Origin of the sequence: Arcobacter vandammei, from assembly GCF_016106035.1 — a bacterium.
GTDB lineage: Bacteria > Campylobacterota > Campylobacteria > Campylobacterales > Arcobacteraceae > Aliarcobacter > Aliarcobacter vandammei.
Map to the genome: position 1 here is coordinate 119619 of NZ_JADKPZ010000003.1, position 13989 is coordinate 133607.

Annotated in this window: 12 protein-coding genes; all 12 read right to left on the minus strand. The window is 30.8% G+C overall.

Translation table 11 applies throughout. The features are described from left to right. Positions 1-15 precede the first annotated feature (15 nt). Positions 16-747: a fumarate reductase iron-sulfur subunit gene (locus IQC44_RS02690; RefSeq protein ID WP_198304666.1), complete on the minus strand. Its 732-nt coding sequence runs from the start codon at positions 745-747 to the stop codon at positions 16-18. Further along, positions 747-2732: a fumarate reductase flavoprotein subunit gene (locus IQC44_RS02695; protein ID WP_198304667.1), complete on the minus strand. Its 1986-nt coding sequence runs from the start codon at positions 2730-2732 to the stop codon at positions 747-749. The genes IQC44_RS02690 and IQC44_RS02695 overlap by 1 nt, the downstream gene beginning before the upstream one ends. Next, positions 2732-3532 carry a fumarate reductase cytochrome b subunit gene (locus tag IQC44_RS02700; protein WP_198304668.1) on the minus strand — a complete coding sequence of 267 codons (801 nt, stop codon included), beginning with the start codon at positions 3530-3532 and terminating at the stop codon, positions 2732-2734. The genes IQC44_RS02695 and IQC44_RS02700 overlap by 1 nt, the downstream gene beginning before the upstream one ends. A gap of 185 nt (positions 3533-3717) precedes the next feature. After that, positions 3718-5238 (minus strand): NADH-quinone oxidoreductase subunit N, encoded by a 1521-nt coding sequence (locus IQC44_RS02705; RefSeq protein WP_198304669.1) that lies wholly within the window; start codon positions 5236-5238, stop codon positions 3718-3720. Then, entirely contained in the window at positions 5235-6722 is a 1488-nt protein-coding gene (locus IQC44_RS02710; RefSeq protein ID WP_198304670.1) for a complex I subunit 4 family protein, read from the minus strand. Before IQC44_RS02710 ends, IQC44_RS02705 begins: the two co-directional genes overlap by 4 nt. Before the next feature lies 1 nt (position 6723). Then, a complete protein-coding gene (gene nuoL / locus IQC44_RS02715) occupies positions 6724-8610 on the minus strand; it encodes an NADH-quinone oxidoreductase subunit L (protein WP_198304671.1) in 1887 nt (628 codons plus the stop codon). Next, on the minus strand, positions 8607-8921 hold the full coding sequence (gene nuoK / locus IQC44_RS02720) for an NADH-quinone oxidoreductase subunit NuoK (RefSeq protein ID WP_198304672.1): 315 nt from the start codon (positions 8919-8921) through the stop codon (positions 8607-8609). The genes nuoL and nuoK overlap by 4 nt, the downstream gene beginning before the upstream one ends. Before the next feature lies 1 nt (position 8922). Beyond that, positions 8923-9447: an NADH-quinone oxidoreductase subunit J family protein gene (locus IQC44_RS02725; protein WP_228286233.1), complete on the minus strand. Its 525-nt coding sequence runs from the start codon at positions 9445-9447 to the stop codon at positions 8923-8925. After that, complete coding sequence (locus tag IQC44_RS02730) at positions 9444-9944, minus strand: NuoI/complex I 23 kDa subunit family protein (protein WP_198304673.1); 501 nt, start codon at positions 9942-9944, stop codon at positions 9444-9446. Before IQC44_RS02730 ends, IQC44_RS02725 begins: the two co-directional genes overlap by 4 nt. Position 9945: 1 nt before the next feature. Beyond that, positions 9946-11223 carry a complex I subunit 1/NuoH family protein gene (locus IQC44_RS02735; RefSeq protein WP_198304674.1) on the minus strand — a complete coding sequence of 426 codons (1278 nt, stop codon included), beginning with the start codon at positions 11221-11223 and terminating at the stop codon, positions 9946-9948. Beyond that, a complete protein-coding gene (locus IQC44_RS02740; protein WP_198304675.1) occupies positions 11220-12656 on the minus strand; it encodes an NADH-quinone oxidoreductase subunit G in 1437 nt (478 codons plus the stop codon). Before IQC44_RS02740 ends, IQC44_RS02735 begins: the two co-directional genes overlap by 4 nt. A 30-nt stretch (positions 12657-12686) precedes the next feature. After that, on the minus strand, positions 12687-13973 hold the full coding sequence (locus tag IQC44_RS02745; RefSeq protein WP_198304676.1) for a citrate synthase: 1287 nt from the start codon (positions 13971-13973) through the stop codon (positions 12687-12689). Between the last annotated feature and the right edge of the window lie 16 nt (positions 13974-13989).

Consider the following 13989-nt stretch of genomic DNA (forward strand, 5'->3'; position numbering starts at 1 on the left):
AACTCTCATAAATTCTTATCTAAGTGCTACTAATTTTCTTCTTAAGTAAGCAATTTTATTTTGAAGTGGTAAATGTTTTGGACAATGGTCTTCACAAGCCATTAAAGACATACAACCAAATACTCCATCATCATCTCCAATTAATTCATAGAAATCTTCAGCTGTTCTATTATCGTGCGGATCTATATCAAATCTTGCAACTCTATTTAATCCAACTGGTCCAACAAATTTTGGTCTCATTAACATTGTTCCACAAGAAGCAACACAAATTCCACACTCAATACATCTATCAAGCTCAAATGTATCATTTGCAACTTTTGGATCAACTCTCTCTTCTAGTTTTGAAATATCAACTTCAGTATTTGAGTGAATCCACGACTCAACTCTTTTACTCATGCTATCCATCCATTTACCAGTATTAACTGATAAATCTTTGATTAATTCAAATGCTGGCATTGGCATTAATTGAAGTTTTCCTGAAGGGTAGTTTGCAATTAATGTTCTACAACCAAGTGCTGGTTTTCCATTTACCATCATTCCACAACTTCCGCAGATTCCTGCTCTACAAACGAAGTCAAAAGATAAATCAGGATCATAATTTTCTCTAATTTGATTTAATGCAATAAAAAGAGTCATACCAGCTGTCTCTTCTAATTTATACTCTACAAAGTGAGGTTTTGAAACCTTACTTCTAGGATTATATTTAAGAACTGAAATTGTAATTTCTCTACCTTTTTGCGTACTCATTATTTATCTCCTGCTCTTTCGTTTTTCTCTTTGTAGTTCATTGGTAAACTAAACGGCATTAAAGCATCTTGGATTTGATGTCTATCTTTACCTTCAGCTTGCATTTTCTCCGTGATACTATCTACTTGCTCTTGTCTAATTGCTGAATCTTCATGTTCTATAATCATACCTTTTGCACCATATCCTCTAAATGCAGGAGGCATCTCCATAGTCATAATATCAAGTGGTTCATAAGTGATTGTTGGCTCCATATCATCTTTAGAAGGCCAAGATGTAAGAGTTCTATTTAACCAGTTTTTATCATCTCTCATTAAATAATCTTCTCTATAGTGAGCACCTCTACTTTCAGTTCTCTCTCTAGCACCTTTTGCAACACATAAAGCAACTTTAAGCATTTTTGGAACTCTGTAAGCTTCTTCAAGTTCTGGATTTCCAACTCTCTCTTTTGATTTAACAGTAATTTTTTTAGTTTTAGCTAATAACTCTTTTAACTCTTCAACAGCCTCTTTTAATGGCTCTCCACTTCTAAAGATTCCTACTTTGTCATCCATTAGTTGTTTCATTCTATTTTTAATTTTAAAAATATCTTCGCTACCATTGTATGATAAAAGTTCATCAATATAAGCATCTTGCTCATCTAAGAATTTTTGAACAGTTTTTGTAGGAATTGTTACATCATTTGCTAAACAGTAATCAGCAAAATAGTTACCAATAATCATACCAGCAACAACAGTTTCAGATACTGAGTTTCCACCAAGTCTGTTAAATCCGTGCATATCCCAACAAGCAGCTTCACCACAAGCAAATAGACCTGCTAATTTTTGTGATTCACCAGTTGGTTTTGTTCTAATACCACCCATTGAGTAGTGTTGCATTGGTAAAACTGGTGCCCAACCTTTTGGACCTTCATCAGCTGGATCAATACCGTTGAAAATTTGACAAATCTCTTGAACATCTCTTAGGTTTTTCTCAATATGTTCTCTACCTAAAATAGATATATCTAGCCATACATGGTAACCATAAGGTGAAGGAACACCTTTACCATTTCTAATATGCTCAATCATTCTTCTTGAAACAACGTCTCTTGAAGCTAGTTCTTTTTTCTCTGGCTCGTAATCTGGCATAAATCTATGACCATCAACATCTCTTAAAATTCCACCATCTCCTCTACAACCTTCTGTTAATAGAATTCCAGATGGAACGATTGGAGTTGGGTGAAATTGAACTGCTTCCATATTTCCTAAAGTTGCAATTCCAGTTTCAAGTGCAATAGCTGCTCCTGTTCCTTCACAAATAACTGCATTTGTAGTTTGTTTAAAGATTCTTCCATATCCACCTGTTGCAATACATGTACCTTTTGCCACATAAGCTTCAAGTTCACCAGTTACTAAATCTCTAACAACAGCTCCATAACATCTTCCATTTTCGTGAATTAAGCTTAAAGCCTCTTTTCTATCTCTAATATCAACATCATGTTTTAGTGCTTCATTTGCAACACCAAAAAGCATTGTATGACCTGTAGCATCAGCCGTATAACAAGTTCTCCATTTTTTAGTACCACCAAAGTCTCTTGATGTGATTAAACCATGTCTATCTTCATCTTCAGTAATAGTTGTTTTTTTAGCATTAATAACAGCTTCTCTTGTACCAGCTTCTACTCTTGACCAAGGAACACCCCAAGATGCTAACTCTCTAATTGCTTTTGGTGCAGTATGTACGAACATTCTTGCAACTTCTTGATCACATCCCCAGTCAGAACCTTTTACAGTATCAGCAAAGTGTAAATCTTCATTATCTCCATCAGACATTTTAGAGTTTCCTAAAGATGCTTGCATACCACCTTGAGCAGCAGCAGAGTGTGATCTTTTAACAGGAACTAAAGATAAAACGATTGTACTTAAACCTTTTTTTTGTGCAGCAACAGCAGCTCTAAGACCTGCAAGTCCTCCACCAATAACTAGTGCATCACAGTAATTAATTTTCATTATGCAATTCCTCCAACACTTTTAGTTTTTAATTCATAATTCATAATTTTTGCAGATGGTTGGAAAGAACCTCTATCAATACCATTTTTAGAATTTTCGTAACCGATTTTCATATAAGCTGCAAGTGAAGCAAATCCTAAAACTAAGAAGAACACTGTTAATGCCCATTTTAATTTTTTAAGAGTTTTTCTAGTCTCTTTTGGGTTTTCTCCATCAAACCAACCCCACTTAACACAGAGTCTGTATAGTCCAATTGTTCCGTGGAACTCAACAGCTAATAATAAAAGAATGTAAAGTGGCCACATATACTCTTCCCAAACTCTAGCACTACTTTCGTATGGTCCGATTGCATCTGAATGAGTCATAATTACATATAAATGCACTGAACCTAAGAAGAACATTGCAAATCCTGTAAATGCTTGTGTAAACCAAAGTTTTGTATCATCGTGTCCCATACTTTTTGAGTGAGCTTTAATTACTTGGTACTGTTTGAAGTTACCTGGTAATTTTCTCATACCTAAAGCAGCATGAACTATGAAAATAACAAAAATTACAATAGCAGCAATAGATACTAAAAGTGGATTTCCACCCTCAAAAATAAAACTACCTTCTAAAAGTTTTGTAACATAGTACATAAAGTCTTTTGACACCAAAATAGATGCAACAAGCATCATATGTGCCCACATAAATAGAGCTAGAAATCCACCTGTGAAACTTTGAATAAAATCAAGTTTTGCAGGTAATCTACTCTTTTTCCCTTCTGTTGTTTTTCCCAAATAACCCTCTATTAGGTCACTCATTTGCTATCCTTTCTTGCGATTTTAGATTTCACAAAATCATAGCAAAATAATAGTTTAAAGTTTCTTCAATGGCTTAGAGAATATTAACTTTTTGTTAATGTATAGTGGTAAAAAAGTTACACCTAATCCCCAAGTGGGGATTTAAGGGAGTTTCTGAAATTATATATTGTTTCGTTTCTAAACAATTAGTTTAAAAATAGTGATTGAATAGCTATATTTGTAAGGTGTGTAATTGTATCAATACTAAGTGATGGAATAAAGAAAATTATAGCACTTCCAATACCACCAATTATTGTTGCAATTGCTACAACTGCTATTGCATAATTTGAAACACTCTTTTCATTGAAATTTTGAGTTGCACAAGCTTCTTTTACAGGATAAAAATAGATAGCTGCGATTAATCTAAAGTAGTAGTAAATAGAAACAATAGTCGCAAGAATTGCAAGAATTGCTATTAATGTGTAACCAGCTTTTATTGTTTCAGTAAATACATAAAGTTTTCCTATAAATCCTATAGTTCCAGGTATTCCTGCTAAAGATAATAAAAATATAGTAAGCATTAAAGCATAAAAAGGTCTTTGTTTTGCTAAACCATTAAAATCACTAAAAGTAACTCTTATAAGTGATTTTGAATTTATTTGAGAAATTAAACCAAAAGAACCAAGTGCTGCTAACATATATGCAAGTAGATAGAACATTATAGAGTAAGATACATCTATATTTGCTATTTTTGTATTATCATAAGTTAGAGCAACAAAAGCCATTAAAATATATCCCGTATGAACTATTGAAGATGCTGCTAACATTCTTTTTACACTCTCTTGAGTAAGAGCTAACCAAGTTCCAATAACTAAAGTTGCAATTACAACAATAGTTAATAAAGTATCCCAAAAATCAAAAATAGGTGCAACTGTATCAAGAATGATTCTTAAGAAAAGTGCAAAAATTGATATTTTAAAAGTTGAAGCCATAAATGCTGTTACAATCATAGGAGCTCCTTGATAAACATCAAGTAACCAAGATTGGAATGGAAAGGCTGCAATTTTAAATAAAAATGTAAATAAAATTAGAGTTAAACCAATATAAACTAAAACTAAATCATTTGTATTCGCATTTATAATATAGTTTTGAATATCTGCAAAATTTGTAGAAACTACAGTTCCATAAACTAAAACTAAGCCTAAAAGGAAAAATGCTCCAACAAAAGCACCTAAAACTAAATATTTAAATAAAGCTTCAATTCTTTTTGAATTGTCTTGATTAAATCCAACCATAACATAAACAGAAAAAGATGCAATTTCAAGAGCTATAAATGCAGTAACTAGCTCATTTGCTTGAGTTAAAATCATCATTCCAAATAGTGCAAATAAAATTAAACTAAAAAATTCACCTTTAAAATATTCTCTATTTCTAAAATAACTCTCACCAATTAAAACAGTTAAAAGTGTTCCAAAAATAAGCATTGTATTAAAGAAGTTTGAGAAACTATCAAATGTTAAAAGGTTATGTAAAAAACTTTCATAGGCTTGAACAGAGTAGTTTGTATTTATATTTACTAAAGAAAATACTAAAGCAAAAACTAAAAATAGCGAAGTTACAACAATATGAGTTTTTGTAGAGATTTTTTCATACATACTTAAAAACATAAGTACTAATGCTCCAACTAAAACTACAAGTGTTGGTAAAACTAGAATAAATTGATTCATTTTGTTGCTCCAATTTGTAAAATATCTTGTAAATATGAATTTACAGTTGGCTCATAGATATTTGTAAAAATATCAGGAAAAAATCCCATAACAAAGATTAGAAGCACCCAAGGAGTTAAAGCTAAAATCTCTTTAATTTTTAAATCTTTCATTGAAAGTTCTTCTTGATTCTCTTTTCTATCTTGTAAAATTGCTCTTTGAAACATCCAAAGCATATATGAAGCTCCAATAATCACTGATAGTGCTGCAAAAATTCCAAGATATAAGTTAAACTCAAATACTCCAAAAATAATTAAAAATTCAGATACAAATCCACTAGTTCCTGGAAGTCCCACATTTGAAAATAGCATAATTGCAAAAATAAATGTAAGAATAGGTGCTTTTTTAGCAATTCCACCTAAATCTTTAATTTTTTTAGTTCCTGTTTGATCTTGAATATTTCCAACAAGTAAAAACAGTGCTCCTGTTGCTATGGCATGAGCCATTACTAAATATAAAGCACCATTTAAACCATAAGATGTAAGAGTAAATACACCAGCAGCAATAAAACTAAGGTGAGATGCTGAAGAGTATGCAAACATTCTTTTTATATCTTCTTGAGTTAAAGCTGCAATACCAAAATATACCATTCCAAAAATACCAATAAATACTAGATATGTTGAGTATAGTTGAACTTCATCAGGGAAAATAGGAATTAAAAATCTAATAACAGCATAAATTCCTAGTTTTGCCATAATAGATGAAAGGATAAATACTGCACCAGTAGGAGCATTTTTATATGTTGCCATAATCCAAGTATGAACAGGAAATAGTGGAATTTTTATTGCAAAGGCAAATAAGAATGCTAGGAATAACCAAGTTTTAGTTGAAGAATTAAGTGAAGTTATTTTTGCTAAATCATTATAAGCAAAAGACCAAGCACCAAACTCATTTGCATAACTCATTCCTAAATAGAATATTGCAAGTAACATAAATAGTGAACCAGCCATAGTATAGATAGTTACTTTTAAAGTAGTTGCTATTTTGTCTCCACTTCCATACATTCCTATCATTAGGAATATTGGAATTAACATAAGCTCCCAAAAGAAGTAAAATAGAACTATATCTAATGATAATAATGCTCCTGTAACACCAGTTTGTACTAAAAGCATATTTATAAAATATGATTTATTCTCTTTTTCCCATAAAAATAGATAAGAAGATGGAATTAAAATAGCTATCATCATTAAAATTGTTAATGAAAATCCATCTAGCCCTAAATAATAGTTTATGCCATAGTTCTCTATCCATGGAATATTTACTACAAATTGCATAGAAGCATTTGCATCATAATTCATAAATACTTTAAGAGCCAAAGCTAAAACAACTGTAGTTGTAACAAAAGAGATATTTCTTACAGTTTTTATCTCTTTTGTTGTAAGCATTAAACCTAAAGCTACAATGGCTGGTAAAAATATAATAAATGAAAGTATTACTTGATTCATATTACAATCCTAGTGAAATATATAGGTAAATAAAGGCAAAAGTCATACCTAAAAGCATGAATACAGCATAAAATCTTACATTTGCATTTTGAATAGTTGCAACTCTTTTACCTACATTTACAAAGCCAGTCGATATTCTCATGATTGTATCATCAATAATTTTATCATCGATAACTTTGTCAAATAGTTTTGATAAACCTTTCATACCTTTTACAAAAATTGCCTCATAAATCTCATCAACATAAAGTTTTCTTCCAACAAATCCAACTTCTAGCTCTGGTTTATTTAAATCAAAGTTTGCATATTTTTTATATGCTACAAAAATTCCTAAAGCTGCAACTATTACAGAAAGTGCCATTAAAATATACTCTGTACTATGTGATAATGTTATAGTTTTTGAGTTTAATTGACTTAAAAATGTATCAACAAAATGACTTCCACCAAAAATAGCAGGGAAGTTTAAAAATCCTGCACCAATTGCACCAATAGCAAGAATTAAAAGTGGAATTGTAATAGTTTTACTTGTATATACATACTCTTTTTTATGACCATTTGGAGTAACAAAAACTATGAAATATAATCTAAACATATAAAATGCTGTTAAAAATGCTGTAAATAGTGCAATTGCATATATTAAATAGTGTCCCTCTTGAAATGCAGCTGCTAAGATAACATCTTTTGAAAAGAATCCTGAAAATGGTGGAATTCCAGAAATTGCAATAACTCCAATTAAAAATGTAAATGAGATAATAGGAAGACTTGCTCTATGTTTTGCAATATTAAATATATTTTGTTCGTGATGAAGTGCTAAAATAACTCCTCCAGCTCCCATAAATAGCATTGCTTTAAAAAATGCGTGTGTGAAAACATGGAAAAGTCCACTTGAATAAAATCCAAGCCCAACAGCAATAAACATATATCCAAGCTGACTCATTGTTGAGTATGCAAGGATTTTTTTAATATCTGTTTGTCTTGTTGCAATAATAGCTGCTAATAGGGCTGAAAATACCCCAATATAAGCTATAAATATACCAATATTTTCAATTCCAACATATAAAAAGTGGAATCTTGCAACCATATAAACCCCAGCTGTTACCATCGTTGCTGCGTGAATTAGTGCTGAAATTGGTGTTGGCCCAGCCATTGCATCTGGAAGCCAAGTATAAAGTGGAATTTGTGCTGATTTTCCCATAGCTCCAATAAATAGTAATATACCAGCAAAAACTAGCCAACCATTTGTTGTATTTGCTAAGTTTGCTTCAATTGATGCAAATGATAAATCAATCTGTCCTAAAGCAAAAAACAGTGTTGCAACTCCTAGTAAAAAACCAAAATCTCCAACTCTATTTACTATAAATGCTTTGTTTGCAGCTTCAACATTCTCTTTACTTCCATAATAGAATTTAATTAAAAGGTATGAACAAACTCCAACACCTTCCCATCCTATAAATAAAATTACTGGGTTATCTGCTAAAACTAAAATAAGCATTGAAGCTAGAAAAAGGTTAAAATAAGCGAAGAATTTACCAAACCCCTCATCACCTTTCATATATCCAACTGCATAAATATGAATTAACCATCCAACAAAAGTTACAAACATTGCCATAAATATTGATAAATTATCACCTAAAAATGCCATATCAATATTTAAATTTCCAACACTAAGCCAAGTAAATAGGTTTTGTTTGAAAACTATACCTTCATCTAAAATTCTATTAAATAGGCTAAATGTTATTAAAAAAGCGATTAGTGGAGTAAGTGTTCCAATTATTGCAAAACATTTTTCACTAATTTTTTGTTTTTTAATATTGTAAAAATATAAAGCACCGTTTAAAATTGCACCAATTAATGGAGACAATATTATCCAAATAAGTAAATTTGTACTCATTTTTTCTCTCCTTGTGCAAGAGATGTGAATAAATCAGTATCTAAAGATTTTTTAGATCTAAATAAAAGAATAATTACAGATAAAAAAATCGCAGCTTCAGCAGCAGCAATAGATATTACAACGATTGTAATAATTTGTGGGTCTATATTAAAATGGTATCTAGCAAAAGTTACTAAGAATAGATTTATTCCATTTAACATCATCTCAATTGACATATAAATTACAAAGATATTTTTTCTTGCAATTACTCCAATAGCTCCAATTGAAAAAAGCATCATTGAAACAAAGGCATAAGAAGTAAGTGATACCATATTAATCCTCCTTATCTATAATTTTAGTTTTTCTTTTTTTAGCAAGAACAACTGAACCAATTAGTGCTATTAAAAGAAGAATAGATATTAACTCAACAGGAACTATCCATTCATTATATAAAGGAAAACCTAACTCTTTTAAATCTCCAAAATTTGTTTCAAGTGTTGATAAATCTTTTTCTGGAAGCATTGAAACTGCTTTTAAAACTAGGATATTTAAAGGAAGCATTATAATTGCTCCAATAACTATTAATCTATATTTGTTTGGTTCATTTGGAAGATCTTCTTCATTTATATTTAAGAACATTAAAATAAATAAAATAAGAGTCATAATAGCTCCAGCATAAACTATTATTTGAATTAAAAATAGGAAAGTTGCATTTAAAAGTGCAAACATTCCAGCAACACTTAGCATAGAGATTAAAACACCCAAAGCACTAAACATAGGATTTTTATAAACAATCATGGCAATCGCACCAGATATTGCAAAAAATGCAAGAGCTAGAAAAATAATATTTGCTATCATTCAAAATCCTTTGATCTCTCATTTTTCATAAGAGCTTTTTTATCTAATACAAAATCCTCTCTTTTAGGAGCTGTAAATGAGAAAATTCCAGTATCCATTCGTATTGCATCACAAGGACAGGCTTCAACACAATATCCACAAAATACACACTCAAGAAGATCTATTTTAAACTCTTTTGGTCTTTTTTCATCAACACCATCAAATCTCTCTTCAGCTTCAATAAAGATACACTCAGCAGGACAAGCAGTTGCACACATAAAACAAGCAACACATTTTTCAGTTCCATCTTCATGTTTTGTAAGTCTATGAACTCCTCTATATCTTTCTGTTATATCTGTTGGTTGAACCTCTGGATATTGTAAAGTTCCTATATTTTCAACATCTTTTAAATTTTTGAAAAAGTGCTTAAAAGTTGTCTTCATTCCACCTGCAATTGCAGGAAGATATAATTTATCTTTAAATGATTTTCCATATCTTGGTACTACTTTTATTGCCATTTTAACTCCCTTTTACAACAATAAATATTGCAGTTACAACAATATTTAGTAATGCTAGTGGAATTAAAACTTTCCACCCTAACATTTGAAGTTGGTCATATCTAAATCTTAAAACAGTCCATCTAACCCACATAAATACAAACGCCATCATAAAGAACTTGATTAAAAAAGTTCCTATTTGTAGAACAGTTGTAATTATATTAACTCCATTTTCTCCTAAACCAGTTACTAAAAATAGGATTAATAAAGCTGAAACTATAACTCCTAATGACCAAAAAATAGTAACTAAAATTTTTGTCTCTTTTTCTCTACTTCTATCTTCTCCAACGGCTTTATTATTCTTTTTTATCCAGCTTGTAAAAATATATATTACTAAAGGAAGAGTTATTAAAATTGCTAAAATAACATAGTTGATATTTGATTTTATAGTTGCTGTATCCATAAATGGAATTTGATAACCACCAAAAAATAGTGTTACAATAATTGCACTTGAAGCACTCATAGCTGCATATTCACCAACTTGGAAAAGTCCAAATTTCATAGCACTATACTCTGTATGATACCCTGCAACTATCTCACTTTCCCCTTCTGCTAGGTCAAAAGGTGCTCTATTTGTCTCTGCAAATGCACAAACTATAAATATAATGGCTGCAAGAGGTTGAATAAATACTCCCCACATTGGAATAATTCCAAGATAAGTTCCAGCTTGTGCATTTACCATATCTGTTAAGTGAATTGAACCATAAGAGATAATCATAGAGATAATTGCTAATCCCATAGAAACTTCATAAGAGATTACTTGAGCTGATGCTCTAATAGAACCTAAAAGTCCATATTTATTCCCAGATGAATATCCTCCAAGAATAATTCCATAAACACTAAGACCTGCAAATGCAACAAACCACATAATTCCTAAGTGATTAGGAACAGCTTGCATTGTATGAGAAGTTCCGTCATAAACTAAAACATCAGCATAAGGAATAACTGCAAAAGTTAAGAAAGAACAGAAAAATACAATAACAGGAGCTATTGTAAAAAAGAATTTATTTTTAATATGAGAAGGAACAAAATCTTCTTTAAAGATAAGTTTTAACATATCAGCAAGACTTTGGATTAATCCACCAAGTCTGAAAACTCCTATACTACATCTATTTGGACCACTTCTATCTTGTATAAATCCAGCAATTCTTCTCTCCCACCAAACCCAAAGTGGTGTAAGTCCAACTGCAAGAACTACAGATAAAAGTATATTTACAATGATTATAACGATATTACTCATATAGTTCCTTTTTCTATCATAGATTTAATATCTTCTAGCAAAGATGTAATTGTAGGCATTGGATTGTCTCTTTCCATTTTAGAAACTACTTTTTGTCTAACTCCATCACAGTTTATATATGAACCACTTTTTTCATAAAAAGAGGCAACAGGAATAGCTATATTTGAGTTTCCTATTGTTAAACAGTGGTGAGAAAATAAAGAGATAACCTTTTTGTTTTCAAGAAGTTTTAAATTCTCTTCAAAATAACTATTTTCTAATATAAAAATAGTTTTTGCTTCATTTAAAGCATTTTCAAAAAACTCTTTTGATTCATCAATTCCTAGCTCTTTAAAAGAAGCTCTATTTGCAGTTTTATCTGCTTTTTTTAACCAATCATCAGCAAAATTCTCATCATAAGTATTTGGAGAATATCCACTTAATTTTATATTTAATTTACCTGCTAATACTTTTATATTTATCATCTCTTCGTATGATAAATTTGGGCTTAAAAGCATTAAAATATTTTGTGAAGATGATAACTCTTTAAAAATATTAATTGTTGCATTAGAAATTGTTGTTTCATTTTTTTCTAATAAAGCAGTTTCAAATCTATTTTCTGACTCATTTTTATATGATAATCTTCCTTCATCACACATAAACCAACCATTTACCGTTTTATTTGTTCTTGGTCTAAATCTGTAAATCATATCATCTTTATATTTCTCTTTTCTATGATCTACATTTATATTACACCCTTTTGAACAGCCATTGCAAATAGCTTCAAAACTTTGTAAGAACCAAACTCTTTGTTTAAATCTGAAATCTTTACTTGTTAATGCTCCAACAGGGCATAAATCGACAACATTCATAGCATAAGGGTTGCTTAAAGGTCGTCCAGGGAAAGTTCCAATAACAGAGTGATCAGTTCTATCAATAACTCCTAATTCACCAGTTTTTGTAATATCTTTACAGAATCTCACACATCTAAGACAAAGAACACATCTTTCTTGATCTAGCATTACATTTGAACCTAAATCAACTCTTTTTCTTGCCTCATTTTTATCATCTACATTTACTCTTGAAGTATAAAAACCAGATTCCATATAGTAATCTTGAAGTTTACACTCACCAGCTTGGTCACAAGTTGGACAATCTATTGGGTGATTTATTAGTTCAAGTTCAAGAATGTCTCGTCTAACTTTTTCTATTTTCTCACCTTTTGTTCGTACAATCATCCCATCTTTTATAGGTGTATCACAGGCAATTTGTGGTCTTTTTTGACCTTCAATCTCAACCATGCACATTCTACAATTTCCATCTTTTCCCAACGCTTGATGATAGCAAAAGTGGGGAATATGAATATTTTCATCGATTAATTTATCAATTAACAAGCTGCCTTTTGCAGCTTGAAATTGGATACCATTAATTGTAATACTAACTGTTTGGCTCATAAGCATATCCCCTTTTGAATATTTAATCTATTATTTACCTGTATATAATTGTCTAGGTCTTGCAATTTTATGTTTTGGATCTCTTTTTAATTCAGCCCATTGTGCAATCCATCCTGGAGTTCTTCCAATAACAAAGATTGGTGTAAACATCTCAACTGGAATTTTAAGTGCTGTTAAAATTACTCCTGAATAGAAGTCAATATTTGGATATAGCCCTCTATCTTTAAAGTAGTTATCATTTAATGCAGCTTCTTCAACAGCTTTAGCTATATCTAAAAGTTTAGAATCAAGATTTAGTTTTTCTCTTAATTGGTCTTGTAAACCTTTTAAAGTTTCAGCTCTTGGATCTCTATTTTTATAAACTCTGTGTCCGAATCCCATTAATCTAAATGGATCATTTTTATCTTTTGCTTTTGCAATAAATGAAGGAACATTTTTAACATCTCCTATCATTCTTAATTGATCCATAACTTTTTCATTTGCTCCACCGTGAGCTGATCCCCAAAGTGCTGAAATTCCAGATGCAATAGCAACATAAGGGTGAGCTTCTGTTGAACCAACATTTCTTACAGTTGTTGTAGAAGCATTTTGCTCGTGGTCTGCATGTAGAGTTAAAATAGCATCAAGTGCATCAACTTCAATTTGAGTAATCTCTTGGTTAGAACCATCAGCTAAATGTTTCATTTTTCCACCTGGATATGCTCTTAACATATATAAGAAGTTTTCAGTGAAATATCTATCTACATCTGGATAAATTAGAGGTGTTCCAATAGAATTTCTATATGCCATAGCTGCAATTGTAGGCATTTTTGCCATAATTCTATTTTGCATAGTTTTAAACTCTTCTTCATCTTCTAAATGTAAATGGTCTTTATAGTATGCTGAAAGTGCCATAGTTGCAGCTCCCATAGTTGCCATTGGGTGAGCTCTATCTGGAAGGGCATCAAAAAGTCTAATAATTCCTTCATCAACAAATGATCTATGTCTAATCTCTAAATCTAAATTTTTTGAAGTTTCAGCATTAGGCAGCTCTCCATTCATAAGTAGGTATGAAACATCTAAAAATGAGTGTTTACCAGCTAATTCAGCAATATCATAACCTCTATATCTTAACTCTGAATTCTCTCCGTCAATAAATGTGATTTTTGATTCACAAGCTGCAGTTGAAGTATAACCTGGGTCAAAAGTAAACATTCCTGAATCTTTGTAAAAAGTTGAAATATCTACAACACTAGGTCCTCTTGTACCATCAACGATGTTGTATTCATAAACATTACCATTTCTATTGTCTGTAAAAGTCATTGTATTTTTTGCCATTTTATATCCTTTTTTT